We start from the raw sequence: 21695 nt of genomic DNA on the forward strand, positions 1-21695 counted from the left end.
TGTTGAGTTATGAGTTTAAGAGAAGTTTGAAATTTCTTTTAATTAATTCAAAACTCACGCATTCACAACTCAAAACTTAAAATAAATGCCTCCGGCACCTTTGTTTGCTTTCCAAAACTCAAAACTAAAAATTCAAAACTCACGCACTAGCCAAAGCGCCACTAATCCCTAATTTCTCTTAAAGCCGTGACGGAAGAGGACGATTTAGATGATTGCTACCTGGTTGATTGAGCAGCATATCATTCATTGCTTTTTGGGCTTCTGCTAAATCTGGCTGCAACGCCAAAGCACGTTTGTATGCGTCTATTGCACCTTGAACATCGTTTTGAACTCTGAGAATGTCCCCCATTTGAAGTAATGCTTTGACATTTTGTGGGTCTATTTGAATAGCTTGTCTCAAAGTCATTAACGCTGCAGTGATATTGCCTTGAGTCGCCCAAGCAGTAGCTAGATTGACTAAAACGTTAGCGTTGTTAGGGTCAATTGTCGCTGATCTTTGCAAGGTAGCGATCGCATCGCGAAACTGATCTTGTTGCAGTTGAATTGCACCCATTAATTCATAAGCACTCGCATTATTTGGATCGCGGTTGATTGCCTGCCGTGCTGCCCACTCTGCACCTTTATAATTCCTTTGGCGCAATAGCACTACACCTAATCCAAGATAAGCATTAATATTGTTCTGGTCTAGCTCTGTTGTTCTCCTATACGCACTTGCAGCCTCTGCATACTGTCCCGTCCTTGCTAGCGTATAGCCAAGAGCGTAGTGAAAGTCTGCATGGGTTGGCGCTGCGTCAATAGCTTGCCGATATGCTGTTGTTGCTGCTGCAAAGTTTCCTAGACGGGCGTACAAAAAGCCAATTGTTGAAAAAATCCGCGCATTTTTCGGTGATAACTTCGCTGCTTGTTGGTAGCGAGCGATCGCTGCAGCTGATTTTCCTGCATCCATCAATCTACGTCCTTCTTGCAGCAATTTTTGCAATTGCTGACTTCTTTGGTAAGGACTACTTGGTACCGCGCCTTTATTTTGTGCTGCTACTACCTGAGCCTCAGCAGTTGGCGGTACAATAACACCAATTCCTCCTAGCAGCAAGATACTGATAGCTAATAAACTTTGCTTTTGCACGACTAATTTTCTGCTATACTTTTGCGATTTTTGCCAAGGTTCTACTAATGCTCTACATTAAACCAGGAAACCCTAGATTTGGAAACTTTTTTTCTTACTTTCTAGTTCGCTGCTTTTAGCTCCTCTCTGCTCAATTTAGCTTTTACGCTTCTTCAGAAGAGTTTACTTTTCTCAAGCAAATTTTGTTTTTCTAGGTTGCCCTATGCTTTTAACGACTACAGATGTTATTCAAGGCTCTACGATTGAAGCTTACTTAGGCATTGTGACTGCTGAAGTTGTTTACGGTAGTAATGCACTACGTGATTTTTTTGCTGGAATTCGAGATGTCATCGGCGGGCGAACTGGCAGTTACGAACGTTTGTTCGAGAGGGGTCAGCGAGATGCACTTCAGGAATTAGAGAAACGCGCACTTAAACTAGGTGCCAATGGAATCGTTGGCATTGAGATAGATACTGGCACAATTAACATTGATCAATCAGGGGCTTTACTGCTCATCACAGCAACGGGAACTGCTGTTAAGCTTCTTTAAATACCCTTGAAAATTAGTTTGAGCCAAGCTAGAAATCAAGATATGTTGAGATTTGACTCTTTCACTTCTTATTTGATAAGTTAATCAAACTTATAAATACTGACAATTCCTATTATTCATTAAGTTTTAGTAACTTAATAGAGTACCGATAAATTAATAAAAAAATAAATTTTTATTAGCTAATTGAACATCCGTATCTGATTGAATTCACTTTACTCCCAAAGGTAGATTTCGGAACTATTTCTACTGATAGATAGTTAAAATGAAATTCCAATTTAAACTTATAGGCTCAAGTAGAAATATAACAAAGTAGAACAGGGAAGGGGGGCAAGTTACCCATGTCATATGTAAACAGACCGGCAGATGATGTCATTTCAGAGCCTGCCGTTGCGACTAGAGCAGCTGTCGTCGATTATCACGATCGCGTTCGCTGGGGTCCTATTATTTCAGGTTTAGTTGTTGCTTTAGCAACTCAATTACTCCTCAGTGCGCTATTTGGTGCAATTGGTGCAACGACAATTTCAGGTTCCGGTGCTCCAAGAACAAACGCACCAGATGTTGCCGGTAACGTAGGTATTTGGTCAACTATTGGTTTATTGATTTCCTTATTTGTTGGTGGCTGGGTAACAGCCCGTGCTTGCGGACCAATGAATCGTAGCACAGCTCTTTTAAACGGAGCGATTCTTTGGGCAACAACATTAGCACTTGGTTCTTGGTTACTCGCAAGTGGAGTAACAGGTGCCTTTGGTTTAGCAACTCAGGCAGCTGCTAATGTAGCAGGAGGTGCTATTGGTCAGGTGCCATCTCCTAACGTTAACGTAACTCCACCGAATGTAACTGCTCAAGATACTCGTAATATCGCAAGCAATCTCTCTCAAGGATTGTGGTGGTTCTTCTTTGGTTCCCTATTAGGTTTAATCGCTTCAATGATTGGTGCAGCTGCTGGCGCACGTAGCCCAAGAACAAATGTCACTACTACCAGCACTTACTAATTAACAGTACCACTTAGAAACAAATCACAATGATATTTTTTAGCACCTAGTCCTAGGTGCTATTTTTGTCTTCTCAGGGGTTAGCAACTGCGTGAAAAACGATTAACTGATTGACCACTGAGTAAAAAGATGGAGTAGGGCAATCCCTCTCGAATGGAGAGATCTACCAGCTTGGTGCAACAACTGCAAACAAACACAACACCAACTATTCTCGACCGAGATAGCGATGGTCAACCAATAGCAGACAACACCAAACAATTGTGGTATCCAGTTTAGGGAGACAATTACACACTACGCACTAAAATATTTTGCTACAGGGTGATAGGCAATAATTGCCGTAGTTGATTGTTCAGGATAAAGTTGTTCGCTTTCATCCATGTAGAGATTGATGCGATCGCTTTCCAATAACTCCAACAATTTATATTGATCCTGAATATTCGGACACGCAGGATAACCAAAACTATAGCGCGAACCGCGATAGCGCTGCGCCAAAACATCCCGAATATTATCCGGTTCCTCAGCCACAAAGCCCAACTCGCACCGAATTCGTGCGTGAACCCACTCTGCCAAAGCTTCCGCCATCTGCACCGCCAAGCCGTGGAAATAGAGATAGTCAGTGTATTGATTCGCAGCAAACAATTCCTGCGCAAATTCCGTTGCAATATTTCCCATCGTCACCGCCTGCATCGGAAACACATCAATCACACCCGACTCTTGCGATGCAAAGAAATCAGCAATACAAAGCCTCCTCAAAGACTTTTGTCTAGGAAACTCAAACCTTGCCACTTCCTGTGTATCTTTATGGTTTGGAGCGTAAACTATCAATGAATTTCCCATAGCCTGACATGGAAAATACCCATAACTCACCTGTGGATGCAACAACTTTTCGGCAACAATCCGCTGCTTCCAATGCTCTAAAATCGGATATACCTTCTGTGTTAAGAACGCCTGATATTCCTCCTTTGATTGCTCTTTTGGTTTACGAAACTGCCACTGTCCTGCAATCAAAGCTTGTAAATCCAAGTACCAAAATAACTCATCCCAAGCAATATCTTCTGGTTGCAAGATCTTCATTCCCCAAAAAGGCGGCTTAGGACGCTCAATATCGACTGCTACAGCTTCAGAACGACGTGTATCAACAGGGAGAGGTGAGGAGTTAGGGGTGAGGGGTGAGGGATTTTCTGCAGGGGGTTCTTGATGCCCATTTTGTGATGTTTGAGGATCTTTCGCCAATCCATTTAAAAAGCCTTGGAGATTGTCCCAGTTACCTTGCGACTTAGCGGGCATTAACTTATCCATAAAATGCAAGTCAGAGAAGGCATCTTTACCATAAACTACGTGTCCTTTGTACGTTTGCTGGCAATCTTCATAAACAAATTTAGGGGTCAACGCTGCACCGCCCAAAATCACCGGAACCGTAATTCCTCGCTGGTTGAATACTTCTAAATTTTCCTTCATGAAAGCAGTGGACTTCACTAACAACCCACTCATCGCAATGCAGTCAGCTTTATGCGCTTCATAGGCATCAATAATGTTTTCCACTGGCTGCTTGATACCAAGGTTAACGACTTTGTAGCCATTATTCGACAAAATGATATCAACAAGGTTTTTACCAATGTCATGAACGTCACCCTTAACCGTCGCAATCACTACCGTACCTTTAGAGTTATTACCGCTTTCTTGTTTTTCCATCAATGGCTCAAGATAAGCCACTGCAGCTTTCATTGTCTCCGCAGATTGCAACACGAAAGGTAGCTGCATTTGTCCAGAACCGAACAGTTCTCCAACAACTTTCATGCCATCGAGTAAGAAGCTATTGATAATATCTAATGGTGCATATTTTTCCAAAGCTTTTTGCAGTTGTTCTTCTAAGCCAATACGTTCGCCGTCGATGATGTGACGCTTGAGACGTTCTTCGATCGGAATACTTTCGTCAATTGTGCGATCGCGTTTAGTTGTTGCGCCTTCAAACAAGGTTGTCAACTTTGCCAAGGGATCGTAAACACAAATATCTCCATCAAATTGCCGGTCATCATAAATCAACTTGCGACAGAGTTCCTGGTGTTCTGGTTCAATCTTAGCTAACGGCAAAATCTTGCTAGCACTAACAATTGCTGCATCCATTCCTGCCATCATTGCTTCGTGGAGAAACATCGAATTAAGTACCACACGCGCAGCGGGATTTAAGCCAAACGAAACATTGGAAACCCCCAAAACCACATGACAGCCTGGTAGTTCTTCGCGAATGCGACGAATTGCTTCAATCGTTGCTTTACCATTAGCGCGATCTTCTTCAATTCCTGTCGAAATCGGTAGCGCTAAGGTATCAAAAAAGATCTCTTCTGGTGGAATACCGTATTCTACAGCTTGATTGTAAGCACGTTGGGCAATTTCAAATTTCTTTTCGGCAGTTCGCGCCATTCCATCTTCATCAATCGTGCCCACAACGACACCAGCACCATATTGTTTTGCTAACTCCAATACCTTAAAAAATCGTGGCTCTCCATCCTCGTAGTTCGTCGAGTTGAGCAAACATTTACCACCAGCTACCTTTAACCCTGCCTCCATCTTTTCCCATTCAGTGGAGTCGAGCATTAACGGCAGTGTCACATTCGTTACTAATCGAGATACCAGTTCATGCATATCCCGTTCGCCATCACGCCCTACATAGTCTACGTTGACATCGAGAATATGTGCGCCTTCTCTTACCTGTCCTTTAGCCATCGACACGAGTCCATCCCAATCTTCCGCATTAAGCAATTCGCGGCATTTTTTGGAACCACTCGCATTTAATCGTTCGCCGATAATCAAAAATGAATTATCTTGGTCATAGGGTTGCGCACTGTAAATTGATGCTGCTGCTGGCTCATAGCTAGGATGCCGTTCTTTAGGCTTCAGTGTCGTGGCAATTTCCGCTAATTGTTGAATGTGATCGGGACGCGTACCGCAACAGCCACCAATCACCTGCACTCCCAAATCTTCAATGAAATGCATCAACGCCATGCGCAATTCCATCGGTGTGAGTCGATAGTGCGCTTGACCGCCTACGTTTTCTGGTAGCCCTGCATTAGGAATACAAGAAACGACAAACGGCGAATGCTGCGAAAGATATTTAATATGTTCTGCCATCCGGTCTGGACCCGTAGCGCAGTTTAGACCGAGAATATCAATTGGGTATGGCTCTAAAATTGTCAACGCAGCACCAATATCGGAGCCTACCAGCATCGTACCAGTTGTTTCCATTGTCACCGATACCATCAGGGGACGTCGTTCTCCCTTGCGATGAAACACTGATTCGACTGCATTTAATGCTGCTTTGATTTGCAGCACATCCTGACAAGTTTCAACAATGAATAAATCAACCCCACCGTCATATAACCCTTCAGCTTGTTCGGCAAAAGCCGCTTGCATCGTATCAAAGTCGATGTGTCCCAATGTTGGTAATTTGGTTGTGGGTCCCATTGAACCAGCAACAAAGCGGGGTTTTTCTGGAGTAGAAAATTCTGCGGCAACTTGAAGCGCGAGTTCTGCTGCTTTTTTGTTTAAATAGTAAGCTTGGTCTGCTAAGTCGTACTCTGCTAGGACAATTGATGCAGCACCAAATGTATCTGTCTCGATAACATCCGCACCTGCCATTAAAAAGTCACGATGTACCTTGGCAACAGCTTCGGGTTTTGTATGAACTAAATACTCGTTACATCCTTCGTATTGCGCTCCTCCAAAGTCCTCTGCGCTGAGATTTTGGGTTTGCAAATTTGTTCCCATTGCGCCATCAAAGACGATGACAGGGCGATCGGGACTGTGAAGGCGAGTCAGAAAAGGGCTGTTCATATATAAATATCGCTAGCAAATGGGACGAACTGTCTGATTGCTGAGAATTAAGTTAAGAATATTCAACTTCTATATATTTTGCAAAATTTCTGCGCAAGAGGGGGCGATCGCATCGAAATAATTACCTTTTATTACCTAATGTCCTACAAAAACCCATCATGCCTATCTATGATGCGATCGGTCAATTCTATACTTGCTCTCGCCTTCCAGATGTTCGGATAGTCGATTCGCTAGTACAGTTACTTGCGTTGCATCCAGGAAGTGTTATTGCTGACATTGGTGCAGGAACAGGTAGCTATAGTAGGATGCTTGCTGAACGCGGATTTAATCTTTATGCGGTCGAACCTTCAGCCGTGATGCGATGTCAATCACTGGCGACACCACATCCACAAGTGCAATGGCTGAACAATTACGCTGAAGCAATTCATTTACCTGACGATGCAGTAGATGCTGTTATTTGTCTTCTGGCAATTCACCACTTCTTTGATCTCAAAAAAGCCTTTTGCGAGATGAACCGGATTGCTAAAAGAAAGTTATTATTCTTACTTTTGACGCGATCGCAGGTGAAAAATTCTGGTTGTATGATTATTTCCCTTGTATTCGAGAGTATGACAAACAAGTCTTTTCATCTTTAAAAGACGTCGTATCTCTCCTTAAACAAATGACCCAAGGAATCGTTGATGTTTATCCTTTTATGCTGCCACCAGATTTATCAGATGTGTTCTTAGCCGCAGGCTGGAGACGACCTGAAATCTATTTAAATCCTCAAGTTAGAGCAAGTATGTCAGCTTTTGCGCTAGCTAATCCTGATGCAGTTCAAACCGGAATAAATCTTCTTCAAGCCGATTTAAATAATGGTCAATGGAATGCAAAATATGGGCAATTTAAGCAACTTAATCAGTTGGATGTGGGCTATAGATTCTTATGCGCGAAAAAATGAATTAGAAGTTAATTTCATAACAACAAAGGAGTAGGAACATTTTTCTCTCCTACTCCCTGTTACTCTACAATGCTTTAGGAACAACTTGAGTCTTAGCTGCATCCACAACCACTGTGACCGCAACCTGAACCACTTGTATGACCATTAGCACAAGCTTCGCTGCAATAAGGCTTACCGTCTTTCTGGATAGCGTCTTCTAGCGAAACAATACACAAACAATTTTCGCACGCACACTTCATTTGGGTTACAGTTGTCATTTTTTTCTCCTAGCTCTGAATATTAATATAACATATGAACAGATATTCATGTATTTTTTAAAAAATTTACAGCAAAAATCTTTGGTGAACTAGCGATCGCTCTAGCGGTAGTTAGTAAACTGCAAAGCTACCGGAAAATCTTCTTGCTTCAGACGTTGCATGACAGCTTGCAAGTCATCCTTTGTTTTACTCGAAACTCGCACTGCATCGCCCTGAATCGAAGCTTGTACCTTCTTAAATTCATCGCGAATCAGCTTCGAGATTTGCTTACCAATTTCTTGACTGATGCCTTTTTTTAACTTAATTTCTTGGCGAACACGGTTTCCACTTGCTGATTCAACTTTGCCAAAATCAAAAATCTTCATCGACAATTGACGCTTCGCAGCTTTCTCTCGCAAGACAGTGTGTACTGACTCTAGAGTAAATTCGCTATCAGTGTTCACTGTGATAACTTCATCGCCAAGTTCCACAGTAGTTTGGGTATCTTTTAAGTCATAGCGACTTTTAATGTCCCGTACAGTTTGATCTACCGCATTGACTAACTCTTGACGATCAAAATCACTAACGATATCAAAAGAGTATGTAGCAGCCATAAGCAAGGGGTCAGGGGTCAGGGTTTGTTGAAGCTGGGGGAGACTAGAAGTGTTGAGTGTTGAGTTATGAGTTAAGAAAATTCAAAATAATTGCCTCCGGCACCTTTGTTCGCTTTCCAAAACTCAAAACTAAAAATTCAAAACTTTTCACTAACTACTAATCACTATTCACTCGCTCCTAATTAGTTTGCAAAAGACTTAGGACAAATAGAGTACCAGAACAGAGGGAACCGATCGCGAACATGAACGATCGCCCAATAGGAATGTCGGCAACATAAAATACCGAGTACAGGAAACGAACAATCACGAATGCGATCGCTGCGCCGACGGCTAAGTTAGAATTCACCCCTGTGACATAAGCCATCAAAGCTGCGGCAGCAAAAATCATAAAGGCTTCAAAAGAATTTTGATGTGCCCACGTTGCCCGTTGTGCATAGGGTGGCAACTTATCAAACATAGCGCGAGGAGCGGCAATATCATAGCCAACTTTTACCCGCGCATAACCGACGACTAAGAACGGCAGATAAATTAAGATGACTGCCGCAACAATGCAATATAAAAAGACTACAGAAGCTGGTAGTTGTGAGAAATCCATATTTTACCAGTTGAAAAGAGCGAATAACTAACAGCCTTAGTCTAAATAAAATAGCGTCACTACCTTGCGCTGATCCTCTGCCTCTTGGCAAGTTTGTAGCAAAGTACGGCTATCGTGAAACGCAAAGCAAATCAACTGCTGACAGCGCGAGATAATTTCTTGGTTACAGATAGCACTAGCTTCTGCCAAAGACAAATTGTCATTGCTGGGGTTTTCTACTAAGTGCATTACTTGCTCAAGCTGTTGTCGTGACTCCAGTGGTTGGCGTTCTAGACTTTGAGGAAGAATGACCGTTAATAAATTAGCATCAGCCCGCATTGCACCTCGGATCGCAGCAGAGTTCGTTCCAGTTGCGCCAGAGGTGATCAATCGATTGCCAGATAAAACGAGGGCATAACTCATCATTTCGATCAGATGCTGATGAGTAAGGGGAACATGACGAGAACCTAATAAGGCGATTCGCTTAGCACCTGTTTGCTGAATCGTTGCTAGTTCTTGCGCTAAGGTGTCAACGTTGTTGACGAGATCTATAGACTGACTCAAAGACGGAATCAGATTAAACAACCTAGCTATTCTAGCAGACAGCGCGATCGCAGTTATTTACGATTAACGAAGTATTTCAATTGCGCGATCGCACCAAGCCACCCAGTCGGTTTCATAACTAATACCTTTAAGCAGCGTTAGATAATGAAACTTCTCGGCTAAAGACAGCGTTTGTAGATTTTGGAAGTACCGCTGTTCTAGAGTTTTGTATATCGATAACTTCTCTAAATGCGCTTGGCGATGCTGCTGTAACTCATCCAAAATTATTTTTGGGGAAGCTATATAACCTGCAAAGATTTTTACTAAAAGATCGTCTTTAATTGCTGCTGGCTCACAAGGTTGAGCGATCCACGCTTGCAGTTCTTGTTTCCCTGCTTCGGTAATGTAGTACAGCTTTTTATCAGGACGTCCTTCTTGCGGAATGATTTCACCACTCAGCCAACCTTGCTTTTCGAGTTTCGATAACTCCCGATAAATTTGTTGATGACTGGCTGCCCAAAAGAACCCTACAGAACCATCGAATTGCTTTGCTAAGTCGTAACCACTATTGGGGCAATCAACCAGAACTGCCAAAATTGCGTGTGCTAAAGCCATGAAATTATTTCCTTGACATATGCAAACAGTTGCATATAATTTATATATGCAACTAAACACATATTAAATTAATTGCACAAAAAATCTCCAGTTGGGTATGATTTGCGTTCATATACGTTATCAGCACCTGACGAGTTAAGCGAATTGTTTGTAAAACCTTGCAATACAACGGAAGATAGTCATGGTTCAAATCATGCCAGGGCGCTTTACAGCGCAAGTTGACGAACCCTTTGTCGTATTTCTGATTGGAATGCGAATTAATCAATTCTTCGCTTTTTCCAAATGGATTCCCACAGCACGGGCAATGGCACCAATGCTGAATACGCTTTACCAACATCCAGAAAAAGGATTTTTAGGCGGAGAAAACTTTTTCTATTGGCGGGGTGCTGGGCTAATTCAATACTGGCGCTCGTTTGAGGATTTAGAGCGTTTTGCCAGGAATCCTGCTGATCCTCATCTAGCGGCATGGCAACATTTTAGTCGCGCCATAGGGAACGATGGCAGTGTAGGAATTTGGCACGAAACTTACCTGATTGAACCTGGTAACTATAAAGCCATTTATGGCAATATGCCAATATTTGGCTTAGCCAGTGCAACTAAGCATGTTCCAATTACAGGACGCAGAGAAAATGCACGGCAACAGTTAAAAACCGATCAATCTACTTCCACTACTTCATGAGATTCTGAGGCAATGCCACTGCAGGCTTTAAGTCTAATTGCGACAACAAGCGCTCGATATCAAAATGCTCCTGCATCAACTCGCGGATACATTGTACTTTAATCGGTTCATGCAGACGGACTTGTCCAAAAGTGCGATCAATAATTTCTACTGTCGAGAGTGTATCGAGATCGACCGACAAAATGGGAATTTCTAGTTCCTCAGCTTTGGAAAGAATAAATGGTGGTGGTGGTAGTTGTCCCGTTAAAATTAAACATTGCGTCGAACTTTCCAAAGCAGCAAGTTGAATTTCGACGCGATCGCCACCTGTTACCACTGCCAGGTTCTGCCGTCTGCGGAAATATTTTAGTGCCGCATTGACATTCATAGCGCCAATTGCCAGACTTTCTACCATTAAATCCAGGCGATCGGGACGACACAATACTTCTGCACCTAAGTGCTGAACAAGTTCAGCGACGCTGACGCTCCGCAATAAATTATTTTTTGGTAGTGTTCCCAAGACTGGAACACCTTGTTTTTCCAAAAATGAGCGGACTTCTGTATTAACAGTCTCCATCTGTTCTGGAGCAATATCATTGATTAAGAGACCAATTAAGCGATCGCCCAAGCGCTGCTTCGCCGATAAAAGTGCCTCTACTAAAAACACTGGTTTGTATCGTGCGACAAGCAGTACTTTCGCATCAACAACTTCAGCAATCTCTAGTAAGCTTAAACCAAATAAGCTGCCTTCTTCTAAAGTACCTGGACCTTCAAGTAGCACCAAATCTCCCTTTGACTGCAGATATTGTGTTGCAGCCGATTGGTAATCATTTGTATCTTCACCGCGCAGGCGCTTTTGAATGTTTGCTTCATTTAAAGTCAGGAGCGATGGTAACAGTTTGTTTTCTGGTAGCTGAAGTATTTGGTTAATAAACTGAACATCTGCGTCAATCAGCGATTCATCAGAGTCATTCATCCAATTACCCAAAGGTTTGCCATAGGCAATATCGAGTTTTGAATCCTTTAGCTGATCGGATAACCCCAGCACTGTTGCCGACTTACCGCTGTAAGCTTCCATTGATCCAATCAGCAAGTACTTAGCATTCGGCACGTCCCCACTCCCTAAACTCAACATTTTGCCGCACGCGACTTTTATTATTTATATATTCTAGGTTGAACATGCTATTTGATAAGACTCATCAGCAGTTCTTGTAGTTTGAGGGTAGACGGCTAACAGATTGGAAGTTTAAGTTACAAAATGAAGTAAGATTTTCTGATCTAATCGTCGAAGCGGAGTAGTTTTCGGTAAAAACCCTTAGAGAAATCAACTGTATTAGTCCGTTTGAAATGTAAAATCGTCTCGATCAGAAAGTCTACGAGTTCCGAACTAGACATCATCACCTCATAACTGAGATCTGCCTTACCGTCGAACTGCATTCGATAGCGAGTTAAATCGGCAGGTAGAGTAGAAACGTTCCAAGTCGCAACAAAAGGAATATCATCACCACCTTCTATATTGCGCTGTCCTTGAAGCACTCCTTGTTTGTAAAGACTAATTGCTAAGGGGAGTGTATTGCGTTTATTGCCCTGAAAATACGGTTGATAAACTCTGACTTCTTGCAAAACAGCAGGTTGTAGTTGCTCAATTGACATATTGGGATTGTGAAAATATTTATACGTGGCAATAAGGAGTAAAAACAATAAAATTAGCTCCTACGCCTAGTATTCCCAAATATTGAGCTTCTGTAGCACGGGTGTGTGGAGTAATAAGTTATGAGTTTAAGAGGGTTGATAAAATTTTTCAATAAATGCCTCCGGCACCTTTCTTCGCTTTCCAAAACTCGCGCATTCAAAACTCAACATTAACCAAAGCACCACTAACACTTCCCCCTTGCTCCTCTCAATGTCGGGTACAATAGGGCTGCACTTGCTTTTATTGGAGCTAAGAAAAATTGCATTGAAATTCGTGCTTCAGCGGTTGTTGCAGCAATCGCGATTTTTCCTGACAACAAAATCTGTTTCTGATGCTAGCGCTACCATACTCGGTCTGAGACAATTAGGTAACGCAAGACAAAGTTACGTTGAGACGTCAGTATGCATGATATTAAGGCAATCCTAGCTTCTTTAAAGTGTGTAAATAAATTCTGGTGGTTGATCAAGTAAATTATGCCAGCGAATTCCTGGCCGGAAAACGATTCTTACAGTGAGCTTGATGCTCTTGGCTCCTTGTTATCTGAATTATCAGAGGACGAGTCACAAACGTTGCAAACAACGTCTCTCAAGTCTTGTGGCGAGAATCGCAGGCGTAAAGCGGCTGTTGTGTTAGTCGTAGTTTGGAGTGGCACAATTGCCCTTCATTTAATTTCTTTTGGATTTTGGCTAGTACTAGGTTTAACGACTTTGTGGGGAATTCATACCCTACGGTTGGTTTTTGCTCGTCCTCGTACGCGAAATGCGCCAGCTGATTATTTACCTTCGGTTTCTTTGCTAGTTGCAGCTAAAAATGAAGAAGCAGTCATTGGTAATTTAGTCAAGACTCTTTGTAGCCTCGATTATCCAGTAGACCGCTACGAGGTTTGGGTGATTGATGACAATAGTTCCGACCAAACACCAGCACTTCTAGAAAAATTACAGCAAACTTACCATAAGTTAAAAGTGTTACGACGGGGTACAGGTGCTGGTGGTGGTAAGTCAGGCGCATTGAACCAAGTTTTACCACTCACTAAGGGTGAGATTTTGGCAGTATTTGATGCGGATGCACAGGTAACGCCTGATTTGCTGCAGCGTGTATTGCCAATATTTCACAGACGCGCTGTCGGAGCCGTACAAGTACGCAAAGCGATCGCCAACTCTTGCGAGAACTTCTGGACTCGCGGACAAATGGCAGAAATGGCTGTAGATAGCTACGTTCAGCAGCAGCGCGTAGCTGTTGGTGGAATCGGTGAGTTGCGCGGAAATGGTCAATTCGTACGCCGTCAAGCGCTTGAGCGTTGTGGTGGTTGGAACGAAGAAACAATTACTGACGATCTCGATCTCACTTTACGCTTGCACTTAGACAATTGGGAAATTGAATTTGTCAGCTACCCAGATGTCGAAGAAGAAGGCGTAACAAATGCGATCGCCTTATGGCATCAACGTAATCGCTGGTCAGAAGGTGGCTATCAAAGATATTTAGATTATTGGCGGTTAATTGTCAAAAGCCGCATCGGTGCTGGTAAAAAATTCGACTTGTTGATGTTTTTGCTGATTCAGTACATTGTCCCGATCGCTCAAGTTCCTGATCTACTGATGGCGATCGCCCGCAACCGATTACCTGTGCTCACGCCGCTAACAAGCTTTACTGTCACCATATTTATGCTCTGGATGTTCCTTGGTTTAAAGCGCATTCGCACGCTTGAAGATAAGCTCACTTGGTCAGCATTGTTTGTTATCTTTCTACAAACGCTGCGCGGTACTTTGTACATGTGCCATTGGATGGTGGTGATGGCAAGTACCACTGCACGAATGTCAGTGCGACCAAAGCGGCTAAAATGGGTGAAAACCGTCCATCAAGGCAATAATTAGAAATCAAAATCGGTATCTTCAGCATCATCCCAATCTAAGGCAGCCTGCGGTGGTAGGCTGCTTGTTGTCATTGGTTGAGTAAATAGCGAACCATCATTGAGTTGCAGAATCTCACCCTTGAAAAAATCAGCTAAACGTTGAGCGGCGATCGCTACTTCATCTGTGGCATCAGCAGATTCAAAAGCTGAGAGTGGTTCGCTAATTGGTGTTTCCGGAACAGCTTCAAGTCCGATCGTCTCTGGTGCTGCACTCTGGGTAATCGCGCCTTGTGTGACTAACGTAGACGTAGTGGTGGGTGCTGATGCAGTTGCTTGGGGAGAAGAGACGGTACTTACCGCAGAATTTCTTGTAGGCTGTGGTACTGCTTGAGGAGCAGATTTTGATTGATGAGTTGCTGCAACTTCTAGCTGTACTTTTATCTTGCGATCGGATATTTTTCCTAATGCCGCTTCCAAATCTGTTACTTTAGTTTGAGCAATTTTGAGTAATTTCGGCGAACGAATCCCAATGACAGCTTGTTGCTCATAAATTGCGACGAGGCTGCCATGTTCTTTAAACAGTGCTTTACTTGGCAATGGTAGGTTTTGTAGTATCTGTTGCCAAACTTGTTCTAAATCAACAGAGTGATTTGCTACAACTTCTTCAGTCTGAATTTCAAGTTCATCTTCTTCACTGCTGGACTCTAGATTATTTTGATGAACTGGCGCTGGAGGTAATGGTTCAACGACTTCTTGTTGTACGGCTTGTACAGGCGCAGCAATGACTGTTGATGAAGAAGGTGTTTGGGGCTGTGGAGTGTCTTTGACGGGTAATGCGTTGGCGTTACTGATATTACGATTGATGCTCACCGGAGATATCTGATGCGTACTTGTTATAGGTAATAATCCAAGTAGTGTGACCTCTAACCACAGTCGCGGTTGCGTAGAAGTTTTAATTTGTACTTCACTCGTTTTGAGATTTTTTTGTCCTTCGAGAATTGTTGCTATTTCCCACTGCTGCACTAAGTGACACATTGCTTGCCATGTTGTTGGAGTACAAGCAACTAAATCGTTACGGTGAGGGGCGGTTTTGGCAATGAGTAAATCGCGATAGCAACTTGCGAGATTTTGCAAGATTGTTAGAGGTTCTCTACCGCGTTCTAACAATTGACGCGTACGGTCTAAAAGTTGTTCAGCGTTATTATGAGCGATCGCCTCTAGTAATGCGAGTAAATCTGGTTCAGCAACAGCACCGACTAAGTCCCAAACGCTCTCTACTGTGACACTGCCTGATAACAAACTCAGTTGATCTAAAAGGCTTTCGGCATCTCGCAATCCTCCTTGAGATAGTTGTGCAACTAGTGTTATGGCTTCACTGGTAATGTGGATTTGTTCTTGTGCCGCGATCGCTTGGAGATGCTGCACCATCGCTTCTAAGGGAATTCTGCGAAAATCAAACCGCTGGCAGCGGGAAATAATTGTTGGTAAAACTCGCTGGGGATCAGTTGTTGCTAATACAAAAACAACGTGTGGTGGTGGCTCTTCGAGCGTTTTCAGTAAAGCGTTAAAGGCTGCGGTACTCAGCATATGGCATTCGTCGATCGCATATACTTTGTAGCGACACTGCACTGGAGCAAACTGCGATCGCTCGATAATTTCCCGAATGTTGTCTACCCCTGTATTACTCGCAGCATCAATTTCAATTACATCCAACGCGGAACCATTTGCAATTCCTCGACACACCTCGCACACTCCACAAGGATCTGCGGTAGGCATGTTGCTTGTTAAACAATTAAGCGATTTTGCCAAAATGCGAGCGCTAGATGTTTTTCCTGTCCCTCGCGGACCTGTAAACAAGTACGCAGGAGCTATTCTGCTGGTACGAACAGCATTACTCAACGTTGTGGCGATCGCCTCTTGTCCCACCAGTTGTGCAAAATTTTGGGGTCGATACTTGTGATGTAGTGGCTCGTACATGCAAAAAGGTTTAAAGGTGATACATTTGAGCGAGTGTTGTCTTTGAAGGTCAAAAGAAGCGTGGTTTATTCGAGTGAGATCTGTTGCAAAGTAGAACAAATATACTAATAAGGTAACTTGCTAGCAAAAATTTAGGTAGAACCAAACGCAATTATGCTAGCCTTAATAGTCCTTCACCTTTTTGTTATCAAGACTTAGCAGTATTGTCTTTAGGCGAAGTTATTTTTGAGGCGTGTATAGCAGTCAATTTTCATATGCCTTCTAACTCCACAATCAAAAGCATATACACTGATGGAGCCTGCACTGGCAACCCTGGTCCTGGTGGTTGGGCTGTTGTTGCTTACCTGGCTGATGGCTCAGTTCACGAACTCGGTGGTTACGAATCACAAACCACTAACAATCGCATGGAAATGCAAGCTGCGATCGCCGCGCTAGAATTGCTCGCAACCGTACCGACTCATGAACCCATTACGCTGTTCACCGATAGTGAATACCTAATTAAAGGCATCACACAATGGGTAAAAGGTTGGAAAAAGAAAGGTTGGAAAACTGCCCAAGGAAAACCAGTACTTAACCAAGATCTCTGGCAAATTCTGGATGAAAGAAATAACCAAGGCGTGCAATGGCAGTATGTGCGAGGTCATGCAGGTAATGTGGGTAACGAGCGCTGTGACAAAATTGCGCGGGCATTTGCCATTGGTAAAAACCCAACGCTGCAACAACTCACATCAAATTCTGTACTGGTAACAGAAGTATCTGATTGCGTACCACACTCTACGATAACTTACGAAAAGACTACAACTTCTAGCCACCTTGTCTCAGATATGACCATGATGGAATCTACCACACCAAACTCCGTTGTCGCTAGTGAAGAAATGCCCCGCGAGACGAGAGTGGCACTGCTACGTAGCTTAGTAGAAACTTTACGGATTGCTGACGAAATCGCAGCAAAAGGTTACTTAATTACAAGCTCTGAATTAGCCGATTTGATGGACGTACACGCCAGCGCAGTAACTAGTCGTGGTGACGAGTGGCGCTGGCGCAACTGGATTGTGTCACGCGTCCGACGCGAAGGAAACCAAATTCTTTGGGAATTAGAACGCGCAGATCAAGTTAACTCGGACGATCGTAGTGGCGACCCCGCCACTGAGTAGGAGTGTGAAAAGCAGATAAGAAAATCCGTAACACTGCTAAAGGATCGGCGAAAGGTGAAAACCAGAATAACCAACCTCCTTGTGCTTGAGAGCGATCGTAGGAAGGCGCGATCGCAAATAATAAAGCAAAGCGGATGATTAGCACAAAGACATTGAGTCCCAGCAATGATAGTAAAAAAGGTGTAGGTGTAGACGGTAAAAACAGCAAGTAGCTCAAGACAATGGGCAAAGGTAAAGCTTGAGCTGCAAATAGCAGCCACAAATCCCACCATAAAGCCGCAGACGAGGAGGCATCTTTTAAATCAAGCGATCGCCCCCATTCTTGCCATGTTTGGATTGCTCCTTCATACATCCTTACCTTAAAAACCTTTGCACCATCCAAAAACCCTACGCGGAAGCCCTGAGATGAAATATTTCGTGCCAATGTTACATCATCACAAAAAGAGCTTTTAGCGCTACTATAGCCACCCACTTGAGCCAATACCGCACGACGGCACAAAAAGCACTGTCCATTCGCCATGACTCTTTCGGCAACTGCAGCATCGACACCAGCACTGTCAAATCTATACAGCAGGGTCATTAATAACGCAGGTTGTAACCAGCATTCGCCAGGAGACTTGAGAATGAATTGCGGTGATAAAGAGACCAAGTCATAGCCTTCATCTTGTGCAGTTTTCACCAAGCTAGCAACTAAACCAGGATGAGGTTGAGTATCCGCGTCCATCCCTAAAAACCATTCACTATCTTCCGAACTATGTAAAAACCCATTATGTAATGCCCACGGACGACCTACCCAACCGGAAGGTAAAGGGTCATCTGTCATCAAATGAAAGCGCGGGTCGTGTTTTTGTGCCGCCTTTACTAAATCTGGTGTCCCATCCTGAGAGTTGCTGTCTACAACAATAACTTCTCGAACTTCGTAACTTTGCCGACTCAACCCAGCTAAACAGGGACTAATGCGGTCAGCCTCATTTAAAGTGGGAACCACAACACTCACACTACCTACAAGTTCTGGTGTAGCCAAGGTAGGTTCTAAGGGAGGATGGCGACGAGGACCTTTGAGTAAGCGCGATAGCAAAACTGCTGTTGCTGGAATTTGAATCAGTAGCAACAATGCGATAGCGCCTTGAAATATTAACCAGCTGACCACATCAACTCCCTGCACGGTTTACTTTAAAGCAACTTTGACAGAAGGGTTGTTAACAACACCTGTCGTTGCTTCTGTGACAGGAGTATTTTCTGTACTGGGTTGTGCCATCCACCATAGAAAAATAACTGGAATGACACCCAAGATTAAACCTATAGCTACTGGAATCCAAAATCCAGAAGCTAAGCTAATAGCAGCAGCAAACGCAACGTTACTTAAATAAACAATCAATGGCACAACTAGCTGCGAGCGGTTTAAGTTTAATGGGGGATTTTTCCATAACAATGCAGCCACACTCATAAATAAGGCACTCGTGCCATACCAGCCCAAATAATTACGATAGGGTGTACCAAAGAAAGCTCCTGGTTCTGCCCAATACCAAAAAGGAAAAGTTGTTTGACTCATTGCTGGTTCCAGTGCAAAATCCCAAGCTGTAAACAGCATTGCACCTAGCAGCACAGCACCCAATTGGCGCAACCAACTAGACTTAGCAGTATTCAAAGCAACATTAGCAATTAAATAGGAAGAAAAACCCATATAGAACCAAGACAAAGGGATAGTAAAAGGCACTAGCCCTGCAATCTTGTAACCCAATCCACTAAGGTAGCTGTAATCTCCAAACGGAAACCCAGTACCTGTTCCTAATAATTCACTCGCCAAAGATATAAAAATGGCTGGCAGCATAAATGCTAATGTTAGTCGTACTCCAACCGTGCGGTAGGCAAAAATTGAGACAGCGACTAATCCTAACAGGATGTCAGTTACACCACCTCCAGCCATAGACTTTTCTACACTCCACTGAAATAAAGTGCTTCCCTCTGGCAGTAAATGTAAGATGGCGTCAGCATGCGGTACGACTAGGATCAACCCTGCAAGTCCAAAAGTCTTTGCCAAAATATGACCAATCAAGCAGTAGCGTTCAGCAATAACAAGTTGCTTCATGAGAGTTCCTTGAGACAATCTGACACTGGATAAATGTCACTCATAATAGTTTACAAATGTTTACGAATACAGCGAATAAGTTTTTTGTTCATAAGGAAGATAGTTAACTGACTTGCTAAAAGGCTAAGTATAAAGCGCAGAGTGTAGAAGATAAAGATATCTCATACTGGTTCTGCTGGTGTAAGCCTCAATCATAAAGTCTTTGTGAAGGTGTAAAACTCCTAAGACAGGTAGTGCAGTACGAGTAAAGCTATAGCCGAGTTACAATACGACTGCTTAAGTAGGAATTTGGCATAAAACTACAGCTAGATAGAAGTTTTATCCAATTTGTTGCACATAAAGACAATTATGAACAGAGCTGTTAAGCAAATTTTGTTGTTACCTCTACTACCCTCACCGACGTGTTAAATGAGTAACTTACCAGTTCAATGCTAAGTTTCAAAATTCCTTGGCTATCTTTCACCTTACTGCTATTAACGTACATTTCCTTAGGCTGGTTGTTAGAAGCATTCGACGATCCCATAGCAGCTTGGGTAGTTGCGATCGCGTGTATTGTCTTCCTCTCCACCCTCCTGGCTTCTCCGTGGTCTCAATTAAAAAATGATCTAGGACTTTTATTTAAGTCTGACACCAGAGCTTTTTTTGTCGCTGTCGTCGGAGCTTTTTTAACCGTCCTGATTATCTCCTGGTTTCATATATTTGCACATGGATTAGTTGCTGTGTCTTCTGCTACATTATTTCGCTTGGATGCACAAAGAGCCGGATGGAGTGAAATGCAAATATTTTGGATATTAACTGCTGTTTCGATTGTTGGTTTGGTGATAGGTGGAGTAGCACAAACTTGGATTTACTGGTGGCTGTAATTGAGTGAATAAGCAAATTAAAAGGCTACCGCCTTAAGCAAGTAGCCTTCCTGACCTAGAAGATCGCCTGTTACGATCCTGTTGCTGCCACAGCTTCTTGTACGGCAGCCGGATATATACTAACTTTTTTGCGGGTTCTGTCCTTTCTTTCAAAAGTCACCACCCCATCAATTAAAGCGAATAAGGTGTCGTCGCTGCCAATGCCTACATTATTGCCAGGGTGAAATTTAGTACCGCGCTGGCGCACTATTATGTTACCAGCACGAACTTTTTCGCCACCGAAGCGTTTTACACCTAGGCGTTGGGCATTTGAATCACGACCGTTGCGGGTACTACCAGTTCCTTTTTTGTGAGCCATAATTTCCTCTGATCTCTGTCTTTCTATTGTGCTTCATCAGCAGTTTCAGCAGAGGATTCTACCTCAGGTTTGTCAGATGAAGCAGCTGCGCTCGCATTTGGTTGTGCTGCGTCGGAAGTAAACACCGAACCATTCAAGCTGATGGAATTAATCATCAACCGCGTGATTTCCTGACGATGTCCCCGCTTTTTGCGTGTTTTCTTCTTGGGTTTCATTTTGTACACAAGAATTTTGCGATCGCGTAGATGACGTAACACTGTGCCTTCTACTGTCGCTCCATCCACAAACGGCTGTCCAATCGCAATGCCGTCGTCGTGTTGTACAAATAAAACTGAGTCCAAAGTAACTTTTTCATCTTGTTCAACGCTCAAGCGTTCAATATCGTAAAAGCGACCAGGCTCTACTCTTAATTGCTTGCCGCCAGTTTCAATAATTGCGTAAGTCATGGGATATTTTGTAACTTTGCCGTACAGGTAGCTGGTAAGCTTTGCTGATAAGCTACCAACTTTTGCTAATCATTCACCTGATCCGAGCAGGGTTTAGACAGCACAATCTACTATTGTAGTAGAGTTGTTAAGGATTTGTCAAAAAGTGAAGAGCGAGTAATCAGTGGCTAGTGGAAGAGTGATTAGTTTTGGAAAGCGAACAAAGGTGCCGGAGGCATTAGAATTTTCTTAACTCAAAACTCTCTTTAACTCATAACTCAACACTCTTAACGAGTAACTTTTTAACTGCTAATCGCTAATTCCCAATACACAAAAACATCGCCGTCAGTGATAATGAAGACAACGCTACAAAACTTAAACTTGCTGCTCTATGCCAAGAATTGAAACGAGAACGGAACCTATGGTGCTGAACATGGGTCCGCACCATCCTTCGATGCATGGCGTACTACGACTCATCGTCACCTTGGATGGCGAAGATGTAGTAGATTGCGAGCCAGTCATTGGCTATCTGCACCGTGGAATGGAAAAAATCGCGGAAAACCGCACCAATATCATGTACGTTCCTTATGTTAGTCGCTGGGACTACGCTGCCGGAATGTTCAATGAAGCCG

At 43.2% G+C, this 21695-nt stretch carries 23 protein-coding genes and 2 pseudogenes; 11 read left to right on the top strand and 14 right to left on the bottom strand.

All coding sequences use genetic code 11. From position 1 onward, the window contains the following. Window positions 1–178: 178 nt before the first annotated feature. Window positions 179–1123 (bottom strand): tetratricopeptide repeat protein, encoded by a 945-nt coding sequence (locus IQ230_RS18185; protein WP_193933690.1) that lies wholly within the window; start codon window positions 1121–1123, stop codon window positions 179–181. A gap of 202 nt (window positions 1124–1325) precedes the next feature. Here IQ230_RS18185 and IQ230_RS18190 point away from each other — a divergent pair, with 202 nt between their 5' ends. The 3 genes from IQ230_RS18190 to IQ230_RS27470 all read left to right on the top strand — a co-directional run bounded on the left by IQ230_RS18190 (window position 1326) and on the right by IQ230_RS27470 (window position 2920). Then, window positions 1326–1652 (top strand): YbjQ family protein, encoded by a 327-nt coding sequence (locus IQ230_RS18190; RefSeq protein ID WP_099702459.1) that lies wholly within the window; start codon window positions 1326–1328, stop codon window positions 1650–1652. A 338-nt stretch (window positions 1653–1990) separates the two neighbouring features. Continuing rightward, window positions 1991–2644 (top strand): hypothetical protein, encoded by a 654-nt coding sequence (locus IQ230_RS18195; protein ID WP_193933691.1) that lies wholly within the window; start codon window positions 1991–1993, stop codon window positions 2642–2644. A gap of 153 nt (window positions 2645–2797) precedes the next feature. After that, on the top strand, window positions 2798–2920 hold the full coding sequence (locus IQ230_RS27470) for a hypothetical protein (protein WP_265576231.1): 123 nt from the start codon (window positions 2798–2800) through the stop codon (window positions 2918–2920). A gap of 15 nt (window positions 2921–2935) precedes the next feature. Here the strand turns inward: IQ230_RS27470 and metH are convergent, their stop codons facing one another. Next, the gene (gene metH / locus IQ230_RS18205) at window positions 2936–6475 is read right to left on the bottom strand and encodes a methionine synthase (RefSeq protein WP_193933692.1); all 3540 of its coding nucleotides are present in this window, start codon (window positions 6473–6475) and stop codon (window positions 2936–2938) included. A 158-nt stretch (window positions 6476–6633) separates the two neighbouring features. Between metH and IQ230_RS26835 the strand changes: the two genes are divergently transcribed. Further along, complete coding sequence (locus IQ230_RS26835) at window positions 6634–7110, top strand: class I SAM-dependent methyltransferase (RefSeq protein WP_228055105.1); 477 nt, start codon at window positions 6634–6636, stop codon at window positions 7108–7110. Between the two features lie 26 nt (window positions 7111–7136). Beyond that, window positions 7137–7415 (top strand): hypothetical protein, encoded by a 279-nt coding sequence (locus tag IQ230_RS26840; protein WP_228055106.1) that lies wholly within the window; start codon window positions 7137–7139, stop codon window positions 7413–7415. 92 nt (window positions 7416–7507) lie between these two features. On the opposite strand, the gene IQ230_RS18215 is transcribed toward IQ230_RS26840, so the two are convergent. From IQ230_RS18215 to IQ230_RS18235, 5 genes are all read right to left on the bottom strand, one after another. Further along, the gene (locus tag IQ230_RS18215; RefSeq protein ID WP_015189173.1) at window positions 7508–7672 is read right to left on the bottom strand and encodes a metallothionein; all 165 of its coding nucleotides are present in this window, start codon (window positions 7670–7672) and stop codon (window positions 7508–7510) included. Window positions 7673–7773: 101 nt separating this feature from the next. Further along, complete coding sequence (locus IQ230_RS18220; RefSeq protein ID WP_193933693.1) at window positions 7774–8265, bottom strand: YajQ family cyclic di-GMP-binding protein; 492 nt, start codon at window positions 8263–8265, stop codon at window positions 7774–7776. Between the two features lie 178 nt (window positions 8266–8443). Next, window positions 8444–8860, bottom strand: coding sequence for an MAPEG family protein (locus tag IQ230_RS18225; RefSeq protein ID WP_193933694.1), 417 nt, complete (start codon window positions 8858–8860; stop codon window positions 8444–8446). 36 nt (window positions 8861–8896) lie between these two features. Next, entirely contained in the window at window positions 8897–9403 is a 507-nt protein-coding gene (locus tag IQ230_RS18230; RefSeq protein WP_015189176.1) for a hypothetical protein, read from the bottom strand. A 63-nt stretch (window positions 9404–9466) separates the two neighbouring features. Further along, complete coding sequence (locus IQ230_RS18235; protein ID WP_193933695.1) at window positions 9467–9997, bottom strand: PadR family transcriptional regulator; 531 nt, start codon at window positions 9995–9997, stop codon at window positions 9467–9469. 181 nt (window positions 9998–10178) lie between these two features. Here IQ230_RS18235 and IQ230_RS18240 point away from each other — a divergent pair, with 181 nt between their 5' ends. Then, window positions 10179–10676, top strand: a complete 498-nt coding sequence (locus IQ230_RS18240) for a DUF4188 domain-containing protein (protein WP_193933696.1) — start codon at window positions 10179–10181, stop codon at window positions 10674–10676. Here the strand turns inward: IQ230_RS18240 and IQ230_RS18245 are convergent. Next, entirely contained in the window at window positions 10666–11790 is a 1125-nt protein-coding gene (locus IQ230_RS18245) for a phosphotransacetylase family protein (RefSeq protein ID WP_228055107.1), read from the bottom strand. The genes IQ230_RS18240 and IQ230_RS18245 overlap by 11 nt on opposite strands. A 143-nt stretch (window positions 11791–11933) precedes the next feature. Next, window positions 11934–12308 carry a type IV pilus biogenesis protein EbsA gene (gene ebsA / locus IQ230_RS18250; RefSeq protein WP_193933698.1) on the bottom strand — a complete coding sequence of 125 codons (375 nt, stop codon included), beginning with the start codon at window positions 12306–12308 and terminating at the stop codon, window positions 11934–11936. A gap of 513 nt (window positions 12309–12821) precedes the next feature. On the opposite strand from ebsA, the gene IQ230_RS18255 reads away from it, so the two are divergent. Next, window positions 12822–14219: a glycosyltransferase gene (locus IQ230_RS18255; RefSeq protein WP_193933699.1), complete on the top strand. Its 1398-nt coding sequence runs from the start codon at window positions 12822–12824 to the stop codon at window positions 14217–14219. On the opposite strand, the gene IQ230_RS18260 is transcribed toward IQ230_RS18255, so the two are convergent. After that, window positions 14216–16174, bottom strand: a complete 1959-nt coding sequence (locus IQ230_RS18260; protein WP_193933700.1) for a DNA polymerase III subunit gamma/tau — start codon at window positions 16172–16174, stop codon at window positions 14216–14218. The two genes, IQ230_RS18255 and IQ230_RS18260, sit on opposite strands and share 4 nt — an antisense overlap. A 254-nt stretch (window positions 16175–16428) precedes the next feature. On the opposite strand from IQ230_RS18260, the pseudogene rnhA reads away from it, so the two are divergent. Beyond that, window positions 16429–16857, top strand: a pseudogene (gene rnhA / locus IQ230_RS26845) (ribonuclease HI); the annotation flags it as partial. 150 nt (window positions 16858–17007) lie between these two features. Continuing rightward, complete coding sequence (locus IQ230_RS26850; protein ID WP_407646682.1) at window positions 17008–17328, top strand: hypothetical protein; 321 nt, start codon at window positions 17008–17010, stop codon at window positions 17326–17328. Here the strand turns inward: IQ230_RS26850 and cruG are convergent. Then, complete coding sequence (cruG, locus tag IQ230_RS18270) at window positions 17288–18478, bottom strand: 2'-O-glycosyltransferase CruG (RefSeq protein ID WP_193933701.1); 1191 nt, start codon at window positions 18476–18478, stop codon at window positions 17288–17290. The genes IQ230_RS26850 and cruG overlap by 41 nt on opposite strands. A gap of 18 nt (window positions 18479–18496) precedes the next feature. Then, the gene (gene cruF, locus IQ230_RS18275) at window positions 18497–19417 is read right to left on the bottom strand and encodes a gamma-carotene 1'-hydroxylase CruF (RefSeq protein WP_193933702.1); all 921 of its coding nucleotides are present in this window, start codon (window positions 19415–19417) and stop codon (window positions 18497–18499) included. Between the two features lie 428 nt (window positions 19418–19845). Between cruF and IQ230_RS18280 the strand changes: the two genes are divergently transcribed. Further along, on the top strand, window positions 19846–20280 hold the full coding sequence (locus IQ230_RS18280; RefSeq protein WP_193933703.1) for a hypothetical protein: 435 nt from the start codon (window positions 19846–19848) through the stop codon (window positions 20278–20280). A 70-nt stretch (window positions 20281–20350) separates the two neighbouring features. On the opposite strand, the gene rpmA is transcribed toward IQ230_RS18280, so the two are convergent. Both rpmA and rplU read right to left on the bottom strand, forming a co-directional pair. Further along, on the bottom strand, window positions 20351–20638 hold the full coding sequence (gene rpmA / locus IQ230_RS18285; protein ID WP_099702443.1) for a 50S ribosomal protein L27: 288 nt from the start codon (window positions 20636–20638) through the stop codon (window positions 20351–20353). Window positions 20639–20661: 23 nt separating this feature from the next. Further along, entirely contained in the window at window positions 20662–21084 is a 423-nt protein-coding gene (gene rplU / locus IQ230_RS18290; RefSeq protein ID WP_193933704.1) for a 50S ribosomal protein L21, read from the bottom strand. Between the two features lie 370 nt (window positions 21085–21454). On the opposite strand from rplU, the pseudogene IQ230_RS18295 reads away from it, so the two are divergent. Continuing rightward, window positions 21455–21695, top strand: a pseudogene (locus IQ230_RS18295) (NAD(P)H-quinone oxidoreductase subunit H); the annotation flags it as partial.

Origin of the sequence: Gloeocapsopsis crepidinum LEGE 06123 (assembly GCF_015207655.1) — a bacterium.
Classification (GTDB): domain Bacteria; phylum Cyanobacteriota; class Cyanobacteriia; order Cyanobacteriales; family Chroococcidiopsidaceae; genus Gloeocapsopsis; species Gloeocapsopsis crepidinum.